This window comes from Tenacibaculum sp. SDUM215027 (genome assembly GCF_050566205.1).
Lineage (GTDB): Bacteria > Bacteroidota > Bacteroidia > Flavobacteriales > Flavobacteriaceae > Polaribacter.
The window spans coordinates 309,667-322,932 of record NZ_JBNXUE010000004.1; the positions used below are offsets into that span (position 1 = coordinate 309,667).

A 13,266-nucleotide genomic window follows, 5' to 3' on the forward strand; every position below is an offset into this window, starting at 1 on the left:
AATATATATTATCACTTCTAATAATCTAACCTGATATAGTTAATATATTTTTCTTGATACTTATAAACATCAACTACATCTTTCTTCTTATTTTTAAAAATTTTAGTATCATCAAAATTAAAAAAATCTATTACAGATTCTTTATATATACCTTTCAAAGTAATTAAAGCAGTACTAATAGTACCAATGATGTGCGTTGGATATTCATTATTCAACAAGAAATCTAACTCTATGTTAAATTTATTTTTACGAATTTTAAAACTAAGTTCTTTCTCAAAAAGTTTTAAATCCTTACTAGCTTCTCTTGTATGAGGAATATATACAACTTCTTTATCTCTGTAAAACTCTGAAATTCTTTTTAAAGTAGTAAAATAATCTTCAAAAAGTAAAATTTTACTATTTACAACAGCTGTTCCTATAAGATAAACCTTATTATTTTCCTTCTTTTTAGAATCTTTTTTTAATGAATGTAACCAAGTAAAATTATTCTGGACATATTCATGATTTTCGTAATTCGGTAAATTATAAAACGTGAAGAAATTAACGTCAGTTACGTTCTCGTCAATTTTTATTTTATTTGAAGCATAAATTTTTTGAATTAAATCATATTTAAACCCTACTTTATTTTTTCCTTTAAATAATGAAAATCGTTTAGTTAAATCTCCTGTATTTTTATATTCTTTTGCAATAGCAATAGTTGCAGCTCCATCATCTAATATATATAATTTCTCATAATTTAAATTATTAACAAAGTAAGAGGCAATTGGAAACGCACGAGTAAATAAATATTTATACTTTTCTTTCTTTAGTTTCTTTACTAACTTAAGCCAAGAAACACCGTAAGAAGTCTTTTTTTTAGTTCTTATAATATTATTCCAACCTCCCGATTTTTCGATTAAAAAACTTATAGTACTATCTTGCCTTCTATCAGACTTAATAATTAATAAAGTATCGACTATACCAAATTGTTTCCGTGCCTCAATTGCTCCTAACATTTCAAGCGACGTTCTAATAAAAAAAATAGATTTCATTTTTATGAACTAGATTTCATTTTCTAAATGTCGGTTAATTTTATTTCTTAAAACTTCATCTGAACTATCAACCCAAGTTATTACCGCATCTATTTGCATAAAATACTCTTTTTCTTAAACCGCTACATCATACTCTCTAAGAGCATCGTTTAACGACGTTTTCTTATTCGTACTTTCTTTACGTTTACCAATAATTAAAGCACAAGGTACTTGGTATTCGCCAGCAGCAAACTTCTTAGTGTAACTTCCTGGAATTACTACCGAACGAGCAGGAACTACCCCTTTTGTTTCAACAGGTTCATCTCCTGTTACATCAATAATTTTAGTGCTCATTGTTAATACTACATTCGCTCCTAAAACAGCTTCCTTCTCTACTCTCACTCCTTCAACAACAATACAACGAGAACCAATAAAAGCTCCGTCTTCAATAATAACTGGTGCTGCTTGTAAAGGCTCTAAAACCCCTCCAATTCCTACTCCACCAGATAAGTGTACGTTTTTACCAATTTGTGCACAAGAACCTACAGTTGCCCAAGTATCTACCATCGTTCCTTCATCTACATAAGCTCCGATGTTTACATAACTAGGCATTAAAATAGTTCCTGCCGAGATATAGGCTCCATGACGTGCTACAGCATTTGGTACCACACGAATCCCTTTTGCTTCATATCCTCTCTTTAATGGAATTTTATCGTGATATTCAAAAATACCAGCTTCTAAGGTTTCCATTTTTTGAATAGGAAAATACAACACTACTGCTTTCTTTACCCACTCATTTACCTGCCATCCATTATCTGTTGGTTCAGCAACACGTAAATCTCCAGCGTCTAATAAATCTACTACTTTTCTAATAGCATTAATCGTAGTTTCTTCCTTAAGTAAATCGCGGTTATCCCACGCTTTTTCTATAATTGATTGTAATTCTGTCATTTTGATTTTAAATTTTAAGCAAAAATAAAATTGCTTTAAAAATATACCGCGAAGATACATTTTTTAAACAGATATTCCTTCCTTGTTTAATTTAGCTACCTTTGCAAAAAACTTTTTTAATGGGCAGAATATTAGCCATAGATTTTGGAAAAAAAAGAACTGGAATTGCTGTAACTGATGAACTTCAAATTATTGCATCGGGATTAACAACTGTTGATACCTCTGAACTTATCACATTTTTAAAAGAGTATACTCAAAAAGAAAATGTTGAACTTTTTTTAGTTGGAAAACCAAAGCAGATGGATAATTCTGATAGTGAAAGTGAAGTACTCATAACTCCTTTTCTTCAAAAGCTTGAAAAAGCTATTCCTTCTATCCCCATAAAACGTGTAGATGAACGTTTTACCTCTAAAATGGCTTTTCAAACAATGATTGATAGTGGTTTGAAGAAAAAACAACGTCAAAATAAAGCTTTAGTAGACGAAATAAGTGCTACAATCATCTTACAGTCGTATTTATACAACAAATAATTTTCTACCAAAAGCATTCTTTGTATTTTTGCATTCCTTAAAATTAAAAAGTAAATGATTTTACCCATTGTAGCATACGGAGATCCCGTTTTACGTAAAGTAGGAAAAGAAATCGATAAAGATTATCCGCAGTTAGACAAATTAATTGCTGATATGAGAGAAACTATGTACAATGCTAACGGACTTGGTTTAGCAGCTCCTCAGATAGGAAAAGACATCCGTTTATTTGTTATTGATGCTTCTCCTTTTGCAGAAGATGACGATATAAGTGAAGAAGAAAAAGAAGTTTTCAAAAACTTTAATCACGTATTTATCAATGCTAAAATTATTGAAGAAGAAGGTGACGAATGGGCTTTTAACGAAGGATGTTTAAGTATTCCAACCATTAACGAAGATGTTTTTCGTCAAGAAAAAGTTACTATTGAATACCAAGATGAAAATTTTGAAAAACACACAGAAACGTTAAGCGGATTACCTGCACGTGTTTTTCAACATGAATATGACCATATTGAAGGAATTTTGTTTACCGATAAACTTTCTTCTTTAAAAAAGAGATTAATTAAAAAGAAATTAGACAATATTTCTAAAGGGAAAGTAAACGCTGGATATCGCATGCGTTTTCCTAATGCTAAAAGATAATAGTTATACACTAAAAAAACATTAAGACATGGAATTTAACAAAATTATAGCTGTAACAGGTAAGCCAGGTTTGTATGAAATCTTATCACAAACTAAAACAGGAGTTATCGTAAAATCTATTGTTGACGGTAAACGTTTTCCTATTACTGCTACTCATAACGTAAGCTTATTAGAAAATATCGCTATTTACACGTACGAAGAAGAAGTGCCTTTAGCACAAGTACTTAAAAATATTGCTGATAAAGAAGATGGTAAAGAAGCTATTTCTCATAAAGAGAGCGCTAATAAATTAACTACTTATTTTAGCGAAGTATTACCTGGATTTGATGAAGAACGTGTGTACGCTTCAAACATTAAAAAAGTAATTCAGTGGTACAACATCTTAGCGAAAGGTGATTTTGACTTTAGCACGTTAGTTGAAACTGAAGAAACAACTACAGAAGAAGCTTAAATCGTGAATACTCGTAAGCAACAGTTAGCCGCCTTTAATCGTTTGTTAGATATTATGGATGATCTTCGTGAGAAGTGCCCATGGGATAAAAAACAAACCTTAGAAAGCTTACGTCATTTAACTATTGAAGAAACGTACGAGCTTGCTGATGCGATTTTAGACAACGATTTAAACGAAATAAAAAAAGAATTAGGCGATGTGCTTTTGCACATCGTCTTTTATGCTAAAATAGGAAGCGAAAAACAAGCTTTCGATATTGCAGACGTTGCCAATTCAATCTCAGATAAACTTATTGACCGCCATCCACATATTTATGGTGATGTAGTGGTTGAAAATGAAGAAGACGTTAAGAAAAACTGGGAAAAACTCAAACTAAAAGAAGGTAAAAAATCGGTTTTAGAAGGAGTTCCTAAAAGTTTACCTGCAGTGGTAAAAGCCAATCGTATTCAAGATAAGGTTGCAGGTGTTGGTTTTGATTGGGAAGAACCGCATCAAGTATGGGAAAAAGTTCAAGAAGAGCTCTCTGAATTGAACGATGAAATCAAAAACAACAATCAAGAGCAAATAGAAAAAGAGTTTGGAGACGTTTTGTTCTCCATGATTAACTACGCGCGTTTTATTGGAGTAAATCCTGAAAATGCACTGGAAAAAACCAACAAAAAATTCATCAATCGTTTTCAGTATTTAGAAGAAGCTGCCAAAAAAGAAGGCAAGCAACTTTCTGACATGACCCTCGCTGAAATGGATGTGCATTGGGAGGATTCTAAAGAGTTTTTTAAGTAATCTAATTTATACGTCATTCCGACCGAGAGAGAGGAATCTCTCCCAAGGAAGTTCCAAATACTCTTTAGAAACACAAACACTCTATTATAAGGTTTAACTACGCTGAGCCTTGAGATTTCTCAGTCGTACCTCCTTCGAAAGGACAACTTTTATACCGTCATTGCGAATCTTTCGACTGTCGTTCAAGACAGGCTAAAGCGAAGCAATCTTCCTATTTAAAAACACTAACATCCCTTTGAGTAACTAACTCTCTACTAAAAGATAGCCACGTCGTTATCACTCCTCGCTATGACGTTTACTTATATTTCCTTATTTTTACTCTATGAACATTATTATCATCACCGGAGGAAGTAAAGGAATCGGTAAAGCATTAGCCGAAAAATACGCACAAGAAAACTACAGAGTATACTCACTATCCAGAAGCATTGTCGATTTAGAAAATGTGGTACAGCTTTCTGTGGATTTATCTGATACCAAAGCCACACACAACACGTTTAAAATGTTATTAGATGAAATTCAGAAATTGGAGGTTTCATCGATTACCTTGGTCAATAACGCGGGAAGACTCGGTACCATAGCGAACTTAGAAAATATTCCTTCGGAAGATATTGCACAAAGTATTCAACTCAATACCACTACTCCACTGATTTTATCTAGTTTGTTTATCAAAGCCACACAACCGTTAACCTGTAAAAAACAGATTATTAGTATTTCTTCTGGAGCAGCCGTAAAACCGTATGAAGGTTGGAGTATTTACTGTACGTCTAAAGCTGCGATTGATATGATGACCAAAACTATTGCTGCGGAACAAAATGAGCTTGAACATGGAGTAAAATGCAATGCTATTTACCCTGGTGTGGTAGATACCAACATGCAAACTGATATTAGAAGTACCAATGAAAAAGATTTTAAAAACGTACAACGTTTTATCGATTTAAAAGAAAACGACCAGTTGTACACTCCTGAGTACGTTGCAGAAACCATTTTTACCATAGACACCCAAAACAAACTACAAAATGGGGATATTGTGGATATTCGGAATTTTTAAAATATAATTTGATTATAAATTACTTTCTAGTAACTTGTCTGTTATTGAATATAAATCATTAAAATGAATTCATATTCTCAAACGAGTTGCAACAAGTTTTAGAAAATTATGGACGAAAAAGAAAAAATCCTGAATAAATTAAACGAATTATCATCTTATTCTAATTTTCTAAAACTTGTGTTATTTCTTACAGACAAGAATTTAAATTGTAATTTTAAAGAATTAGAAACTAGAGATTTGAAAGTGATACTGAATGAATATGAGATTTCATTCCTTTTAGGTCTTTGGTTAAAGAACAGAAACAAAGTCCTAAACAAAAACTTAACCATTGAAAAGCATGCAAAAATTATCCATCAACTCATGGATGATTATCACATGACTTTTTTATCTTTTTTTCCAAAACTTGACCCTAAAAAAACTGATTATCAAATTGATTTTTTAAATAGTCCTGAAGCTATAAAAGAAACAATATACTATGCTGGTTCAGGTGCATATGATTATCAATATTTTAATTTTTATGAGAAGAAATACAAACTCGATGAAAACTGGATATTGGAAAATAAAGGATTTAAATTAAAAGAGGCTAAAGAGCTTTTTAATTATATTAAAACATTACTGAACTATAAACTCAATACGGAAAAATTCAGAAGAGATATTTCTAAATTTTACACTATTTCTGCAAATAACTATGTGTTCAAAAAGAATCCAAATTTTATAAAAATATTAGATAGTATATCTATAAAAGACGATGAAGTTTTGAATCAAAACTTTAATGAATTTGGAGATTTTAATACTTTTAGAATTAGACCTGTATTAAAAAACGGAAATAATTACACAATTCCAATCCCTTATTTATTAGCAGAAACGATTTATGACAGTCCATTTTATTGGATGAATAATGACAAAAAATATTCGTCTATCGCTCTTAAAAACAGAGGAGATTCAGCAGAAAAAATTGTCAAAGAAATTTTAGAGAGAAAAATTAATAAGACAAGCATACACACAGAACTTGAAGTTAAACAAAAAAAAACAGAAACATTAACCGACATTGATGTTTGCATTATTGAAAATAATAAAATGCTAATCTTTCAAGTAAAAGCTAAAAGATTAACTCAGCTTTCCAAAGAAGGTAACATTAAACAGTTTCATAAAGATTTTAAACTTGCTATTCAAGATGCCAATAATCAAGCTTTGATACCCTATGAATACATATTAAAAAATAATTGCTTTTTACTATCAAAAGAAAGTGGAAAAAAGATTGATTATGGAAAAATTGAAGAAATATATCATGCTTGTATAGTTCTTGATAATTATGCTTCTATAACAGCTCATACAAGATTATTCTTCCACCAAGAAAACACTATTCCAGTCGCAATGAGTATCTTTGATTTAGAAGTCATCTTAGATTACATTAATGATTTTGATAATTTATTTGATTATCTAAAAAAAAGAACAATTAATTCAAAATATTTCTTTGCCGATAATGAATTAACGTATTTTGGAATGTACTTAAAAAATGATTTAAAAAAGTTTCCGAATTCAGATTTTGTTGGAATTGATAACGATTTTGCTCAAAAGTTTGATAAAGATTATTATCCTAAACTCTTAAATAGAAATGAACCTAACTTTATTGAATTAATTAAAAACATTGGTAGAAATGATTTTTGTTTTTGTGGTAGTGGAATTAAATTTAAAAAATGTTGTTTATAAGCTAGTTACCAACAAAGTATATGGTAATTTGCTGCGGTTTCCTCCTACTAACAAATTTTCTTAATCCAATATCAATTTAAATTCTAATAAGCATCCACATCCACAATAAAACGAATCGGTCTAAAATCTTTTACCGCTTCAAAGGTGTTTTTAATTTTTTGTAGCTGCTCTTTTGTTTTTCCTAAGGATTGCTTTGGCGGAATTTTAATCACTAAATTTTTAATATACTGGTTTCGAATACGAGAAACCGCCGGAGCTGTAGGCCCCAATACATTTTCATGAAACACATTCTGTAAAGCTTTTGCTAACCAATTGATACCGTTATCAACACGCGTGTAATCTTTGTGTTTTAGGGTAATTTTTATCAAGCGATAGTATGGCGGGTAATGAAACTGCCAACGATCTTGCAATTGCTCTTTATACATTTCTGTATAGCTATTGGTAGATACTTGCTGTAAAATCTGATGATACGGGTTGTAGGTTTGTATGGCCACATTTCCTTGTTTTTTAGTACGTCCTGCCCTACCCGATACTTGTACCATCAACTGAAAAGCACGCTCATGAGCTCTAAAATCAGGGAAGTTGAGCATAGAATCCGCATTTAAGATTCCTACCAACGATACGTTTTCAAAATCCAATCCTTTAGAAAGCATTTGTGTTCCTACCAAAACATCAATCTCTTGTGCTTCAAAAGCTCCTATTACTTTTTGATATCCATATTTACCACGCGTGGTATCTAAATCCATTCGTCCAATGTTATGATTTGGAAATAGCTCTTTTAACTCGAGTTCTATTTGCTCCGTTCCAAAACCTTTGGTGTCTAAAGTAACACTTCCACAAGCACCACAACTATTTGGCATCGAACGTTGGTAATGACAATAATGACATTTGAGTTCTTTACGGAATTTATGATAGGTTAAACTCACATCACAATTCGGACATTGAGGAGATACTCCACAGGTAGTACATTCTACCACTGGCGAAAATCCGCGTCGGTTTTGAAATAAAATAACCTGCTCTTTTTCCTCTAACGCTTCCGTAATCATTTTTAGCAATCGATCAGAAAAATGACCTTTCATTTCCTTTTTTCGATGCTTTTCTTTAATGTCTATCAGCTCGATTTTAGGCAACTGAATATTTCCAAAACGACGGGTTAATTCAACAAATCCGTATTTAGATTGTGTAGCATTGTAATAACTTTCTATCGATGGTGTTGCTGAACCCAACAATACTTTAGCTTGGTGTAAATGACCTAATACTACCGAGGCATCACGTGCGTTGTAACGTGGTGACGGTTCAAATTGTTTGTAGGAAGTTTCGTGCTCTTCATCCACCACAATCAGTCCTAAATTTGAAAATGGCAAAAACAACGAAGAACGTGCGCCTAAAATAATTTGCGCCTTCGGTTTATTTTCTAATACATTATTCCACACTTCTACGCGTTCGTTCATCGAGTATTTAGAATGGAATACCGAAATGAAATTCCCAAAATAGTTTTGTAAACGGGTAATAATTTGGGTTGTTAAAGCAATTTCAGGTAGTAAAAACAATACCTGTTTTCCTTCAGCAATCACTTCTTTAATTAGTTTTACATAAATTTCTGTTTTACCAGAACCTGTAACACCGTGTAATAAGCTTACTTGTTGCGTTTCAAAAGAAGTTTTTATTTGATTGAAGGCTTCCTGCTGAAATTCATTGAGTTCTTTTATCTGATTTGTTTCTCCTTGATAATTGATTCGGTCGGTTTGAATATGATAAATATCAAAGATGTCTTTATCAACCAATGCTTTTATAACTGCAGAAGAAGCTCCCGATTGCTCTTCTAAATCTTTTGCTTTTATCGGCTTTTTAGAAGCCGCTAACTGAAAATAGGTTAAGACGGCTTCTCGTTGCTTTTTAGCTCTGGAAAGTTCTTCTAAAAGTGTTTGTAAACCTTCTTGCGAGTTGTAATTAGCATGCAAACGCACATATTTAACTAATTTCGGCTTATAGGTTTCGTAAATTTCCTCTTTTATATAAATAGCACTTTTCTCAATCAACCCATTGATGATTGGCAATACAGTTTTCTTACCTAAAATATCAGCAACTTGATGAATCGTTAATTGTGAATGATGTTGTAATGCTTCAAAAATTAAAAACTCTTCATCGGTTAAAATAGTTTCCTCAGTGAATTCATCGTTTTTATAGACAATCGTTTCACTTTCTAGCAAGAATGCTGATGGTAAGGCTGCTCTGTATACATCACCTAACGAACACATATAATAGCTCGAAATCCACTGCCAATGTTGTAGTTGCTGTTCCGTTATAATAGGAGTATCATCTAATATTTGATGAATGTCTTTGGCTTCGTATACTTCGGGTGCAGTTTGGTGAATGTTAAACACCAACGCGGTATAGATTTTACTTTTTCCAAAAGGAACCGCTACACGCATTCCTTTTTTTAAGAAAGCGGCTTCTGCTTCGGTTACCAAATAGGTAAACGTTTTTTGCAACGGAATGGGTAATATGACGTCGATGAAATGGATAGAAACTTATTTTACAATGAAATCAAAACTACACAAAAATCAGTAGACTATAAACACTAAAATCTGTGTATTTATAACTTCATTAGAATAGAAAAACAACGATAACCTCTAAAGAATTGAGTTAATTAATTACTTATCATTTCTAAATACAATTTTTCTACTTTCTCTCTTGCCCACGGTGTTGTTCTTAAAAACTTTAAGCTTGATTTATAGGTTGGGTTCTTTTTAAAGGCATTTATATTCAACATCTCTCCCATTTCTTCCCAACCATATTCTAGGTATAGTTCTTCTAACATGGTGGCTAATTTTATTCCGTGAAGCGGATTGTTTGGCTGTTCTTGACTCATGCTACAAAGGTAAATATTCTATTGTAGTAATTCGTCTAACAAAATTCTAATTTTATCACTATTCCAATCTGCTGGTCCTTTTTTATCTACAACAATAGTTCCTTCTTTGTTAAGAATAAACGTAGCTGGAATTGAGTTACTCACCAATTGGTCAGGTACTTTTGATAAAATATTATACGTTGGTAAATCATAGCCTTTATCTTTATAAAAAGCATCAATAGTTGTCCAATCTTCGTTACTTATAAAAACAAATTCAACCTTGTCTTTATAATCATCGTATAGTTTTTGAATACTTGGCATTTCGGCAATACAAGGTGGACACCACGTTGCCCAAAAATTTATAAAAACTACTTTATCCTTTGTTTCATTAAAATCTATATTGGTTGTGTTTAAGCCTTTAAGATTCCAGTCATAATCATTTAATGTTTCTCTTTTTTCTTCAGTAATCGTTGAAGGAGAAAACGAAACTAATCTAATAAAATACACTTTAGTTGGCGGATACAATAACAAACCAATAATTACTACAAATACAATGTTTGAAATCGTTTTTCTATTTAGTTTCATTAAAATTATTTTTAGCTAAATTGTCGTTTTAATCACTAGAGCATTACAAGTAATTATCTTTTCCTCTTAATCTTTCTCAAATCTACCATTCTTTGCTAAGACAAAGAAAACATTAACAAACATTTGGGTACTATACTATTATAATATTACACAGATTCGCCCGTATTGTTTGCTATTTTTTCAATACTTTAGCATCACTTTTTTTAAACAAACAATACACAATAATGAAAAATACAGCTTTATCACATGTACATGAGGCTTTAGGAGCAAAAATGGTTCCTTTTGCAGGTTATAACATGCCTGTACAATACGAAGGGGTTACTATTGAACACGAAACTGTTAGAAAAGGAGTTGGTGTTTTTGATGTAAGTCATATGGGAGAATTCTTTTTAAAAGGAGAAAACGCATTAGCTTTAATTCAAAAAATATCTTCTAATGACGCTTCTAAATTAGTTCCTGGAAAAGCGCAGTATAGCTGTATGCCTAATGCTGATGGAGGAATTGTAGATGATTTAATTATTTATATGATTGCTGAAAATGAGTATATGTTAGTAGTAAATGCTTCTAATATTGAAAAAGATTGGAACTGGATTTCTCAACATAACGACTTAAAAGTTGAGATGGAGAACCGTTCTGAAGAGTGGTCATTATTAGCTATTCAAGGACCTAAAGCTGCCGAGGCTATGCAATCGTTAACCTCAGTAGATTTATCTACTATTAAGTTTTATACATTTCAAATTACCGATTTTGCAGGAATTCCGAATGTAGTAGTTTCTGCTACTGGGTATACTGGTTCTGGTGGTTTCGAAGTATATGTAAAAAATGAAGATGCTGAACAACTTTGGAACAACGTTTTTGAAGCTGGAAAAGATTGGGGAATTAAGCCTATTGGTTTGGCTGCTCGTGATACTTTACGTTTAGAGATGGGGTACTGTTTATACGGTAACGATATTGATGATACTACCTCTCCTTTAGAAGCTGGTTTAGGCTGGATTACAAAGTTTACTAAAGACTTTGTAAATGCTGAAGCTTTAAAAGCTCAAAAAGAAGCTGGTGTTACTCGTAAACTAGTAGCTTTTGAATTAACTGATCGTGGTGTACCTCGTCATGATTACGAAATTGTAGATGCTGATGGGAATAAGATTGGTCGTGTTACCTCTGGTACTATGAGTCCTTCTTTAGGAAAAGGAATTGGATTAGGATATGTTACTAAAGAAAACTCTAAAGTTGATAGTGATATTTTTATACAAGTTCGTAAGAAGCAAATTCCTGCTAAAGTGGTTAAACTACCTTTCTACAAAGGATAAACCAAAAATATTTATTACAGAATAAAAAAAGCAGCTTTTTCAAGCTGCTTTTTACCCCTTATTTAAAATAATTTAATTTTCCCCAAAAAATTAAATTAAGTACTCCTTATTTCTTTGAGCACTTCAAATATCTAGAACTAAAGTGCCTTTTTAGCTTTAACTTCCATAAATGATACCTTTTTAGATATAAGTGTATTATTTCATGCCCTAAAAGTAAAAAAGCAGCTCTTAAAAGAACTGCTTTATAACTATTAGTCAATAGTTTAAATATTCTTAGTCTTTCTTCTCATCATCTTTTGATGCTTTGTTCCATATTTTAATTTCATCTTCAACAGTTACACCTTCTAAAACTTCAATATTTACTCCATCAGAAACTCCTAATTTTAATTCTCTTTTTTCAAACTCATCATCACCCTTTTTTATCTCTACATATGGTTCTTCTGTTTTCTTATCAAAACGTAACAATGATTCTTTAATAGACAAAACACTATCTTTTTTCTCTAAAACTATGTCTGCATTGGCACTATAACCTGCTCTTACAAAATAGTTTTCATCAAGTTTAACATCTGCCTTAATTTTAAATTGTACAGCTCCGTTTTCTTCTGTTCCTTTTGGAGCTATAAAGTTTAATATTGCAGGGAACTTTTTGTTTTCAATAGCTCCTAATGAAACTTCTATGTTTGAACCTTTTATTAATTTTCCTACTTCAGATTCATCAACTTGCCCTTCAAAAATCATTTTTTCCATATCCGCAATTGTTGCGATGGTAGTACCTTCATTAAAGTTATTTGATTGAATAACTTGGTATCCTTTTTTTACAGGAATTTCTACAACCATACCAGATGTTGTTGCTCTAATATTAGTATTTGCTCCTGCTGAACCTACTGATCCCTTCTTAATGATTTGGTAATCATTTTGAGCATTTCTTAAATCATTTTTTGCTTGATTGTATGACAATTGTGATGTTTCAAACTCTTGACTAGAAATTACACCTTTATCAAACAAGTTTTTATTTCTATCGTATTGCGTTTTAGCATTGTTTAATTGAATTTGTACTGAGTTTATTGTTCCTCTAGCACTTTGTAACGATTGTTCGTTTGGTACTACTCTTACTGTTGCTAATAAGTCTCCTGCTTTTACTATTTGCCCTTCTTCAACAACAATTTTATCTATAATTCCTGCAATTTGAGGTTTAATCTCTACTTCTTCTAAAGGAACAACTTTTCCTGTAGCTACTGCTTTTTTTACGATGGTTGTTTTAAATGGTTTCTCTGTTTCATAGGTTACCACACTTTTTTGATTTTTCTTCCCTAACCAAATTAGGATGACTACAAATAATAGTGCTACTATTCCTAAGATAATTTTTGCTCTTTTGCTCATGATTAATTGATTATTTCTTTT

At 31.7% G+C, this 13,266-nt stretch carries 14 protein-coding genes; 7 read left to right on the top strand and 7 right to left on the bottom strand.

Going from position 1 to position 13,266, the window contains the following annotated elements; genetic code table 11:
* Window positions 1-17 precede the first annotated feature (17 nt).
* From ACQYZ7_RS11470 to ACQYZ7_RS11480, 3 genes are read right to left on the bottom strand one after another with little or no spacing between them, the layout of a single operon-like run.
* A complete protein-coding gene (locus tag ACQYZ7_RS11470; RefSeq protein WP_430729877.1) occupies window positions 18-1,031 on the bottom strand; it encodes a hypothetical protein in 1,014 nt (337 codons plus the stop codon).
* Between the two features lie 9 nt (window positions 1,032-1,040).
* Window positions 1,041-1,130, bottom strand: a complete 90-nt coding sequence (locus tag ACQYZ7_RS11475; RefSeq protein ID WP_430729878.1) for a Stealth CR1 domain-containing protein — start codon at window positions 1,128-1,130, stop codon at window positions 1,041-1,043.
* A 15-nt stretch (window positions 1,131-1,145) separates the two neighbouring features.
* Window positions 1,146-1,961: a 2,3,4,5-tetrahydropyridine-2,6-dicarboxylate N-succinyltransferase gene (locus ACQYZ7_RS11480; protein WP_430729879.1), complete on the bottom strand. Its 816-nt coding sequence runs from the start codon at window positions 1,959-1,961 to the stop codon at window positions 1,146-1,148.
* 119 nt (window positions 1,962-2,080) lie between these two features.
* Between ACQYZ7_RS11480 and ruvX the strand changes: the two genes are divergently transcribed.
* From ruvX to ACQYZ7_RS11510, 6 genes are all read left to right on the top strand, one after another.
* A complete protein-coding gene (ruvX, locus tag ACQYZ7_RS11485) occupies window positions 2,081-2,491 on the top strand; it encodes a Holliday junction resolvase RuvX (RefSeq protein ID WP_274639970.1) in 411 nt (136 codons plus the stop codon).
* Between the two features lie 54 nt (window positions 2,492-2,545).
* Window positions 2,546-3,130: a peptide deformylase gene (def, locus tag ACQYZ7_RS11490; protein ID WP_430729880.1), complete on the top strand. Its 585-nt coding sequence runs from the start codon at window positions 2,546-2,548 to the stop codon at window positions 3,128-3,130.
* A gap of 28 nt (window positions 3,131-3,158) precedes the next feature.
* Entirely contained in the window at window positions 3,159-3,581 is a 423-nt protein-coding gene (locus tag ACQYZ7_RS11495; RefSeq protein ID WP_430729881.1) for a DUF5606 domain-containing protein, read from the top strand.
* A 3-nt stretch (window positions 3,582-3,584) separates the two neighbouring features.
* Complete coding sequence (gene mazG, locus ACQYZ7_RS11500) at window positions 3,585-4,364, top strand: nucleoside triphosphate pyrophosphohydrolase (protein WP_430729882.1); 780 nt, start codon at window positions 3,585-3,587, stop codon at window positions 4,362-4,364.
* A 322-nt stretch (window positions 4,365-4,686) separates the two neighbouring features.
* Complete coding sequence (locus tag ACQYZ7_RS11505) at window positions 4,687-5,412, top strand: (S)-benzoin forming benzil reductase (protein ID WP_430729883.1); 726 nt, start codon at window positions 4,687-4,689, stop codon at window positions 5,410-5,412.
* 108 nt (window positions 5,413-5,520) lie between these two features.
* A complete protein-coding gene (locus ACQYZ7_RS11510; RefSeq protein ID WP_430729884.1) occupies window positions 5,521-7,122 on the top strand; it encodes a YecA family protein in 1,602 nt (533 codons plus the stop codon).
* Window positions 7,123-7,205: 83 nt separating this feature from the next.
* On the opposite strand, the gene priA is transcribed toward ACQYZ7_RS11510, so the two are convergent.
* The 3 genes from priA to ACQYZ7_RS11525 form a co-directional block, all read right to left on the bottom strand.
* Window positions 7,206-9,629, bottom strand: coding sequence for a replication restart helicase PriA (priA, locus tag ACQYZ7_RS11515; protein WP_430729923.1), 2,424 nt, complete (start codon window positions 9,627-9,629; stop codon window positions 7,206-7,208).
* A 143-nt stretch (window positions 9,630-9,772) separates the two neighbouring features.
* On the bottom strand, window positions 9,773-9,994 hold the full coding sequence (locus ACQYZ7_RS11520) for a VF530 family DNA-binding protein (RefSeq protein ID WP_430729885.1): 222 nt from the start codon (window positions 9,992-9,994) through the stop codon (window positions 9,773-9,775).
* Window positions 9,995-10,012: 18 nt separating this feature from the next.
* Window positions 10,013-10,558: a TlpA family protein disulfide reductase gene (locus ACQYZ7_RS11525; RefSeq protein WP_430729886.1), complete on the bottom strand. Its 546-nt coding sequence runs from the start codon at window positions 10,556-10,558 to the stop codon at window positions 10,013-10,015.
* Window positions 10,559-10,782: 224 nt separating this feature from the next.
* Between ACQYZ7_RS11525 and gcvT the strand changes: the two genes are divergently transcribed.
* Window positions 10,783-11,865, top strand: a complete 1,083-nt coding sequence (gene gcvT, locus ACQYZ7_RS11530) for a glycine cleavage system aminomethyltransferase GcvT (protein WP_430729887.1) — start codon at window positions 10,783-10,785, stop codon at window positions 11,863-11,865.
* A gap of 273 nt (window positions 11,866-12,138) precedes the next feature.
* On the opposite strand, the gene ACQYZ7_RS11535 is transcribed toward gcvT, so the two are convergent.
* Window positions 12,139-13,245 carry an efflux RND transporter periplasmic adaptor subunit gene (locus ACQYZ7_RS11535; RefSeq protein ID WP_430729888.1) on the bottom strand — a complete coding sequence of 369 codons (1,107 nt, stop codon included), beginning with the start codon at window positions 13,243-13,245 and terminating at the stop codon, window positions 12,139-12,141.
* Between the last annotated feature and the right edge of the window lie 21 nt (window positions 13,246-13,266).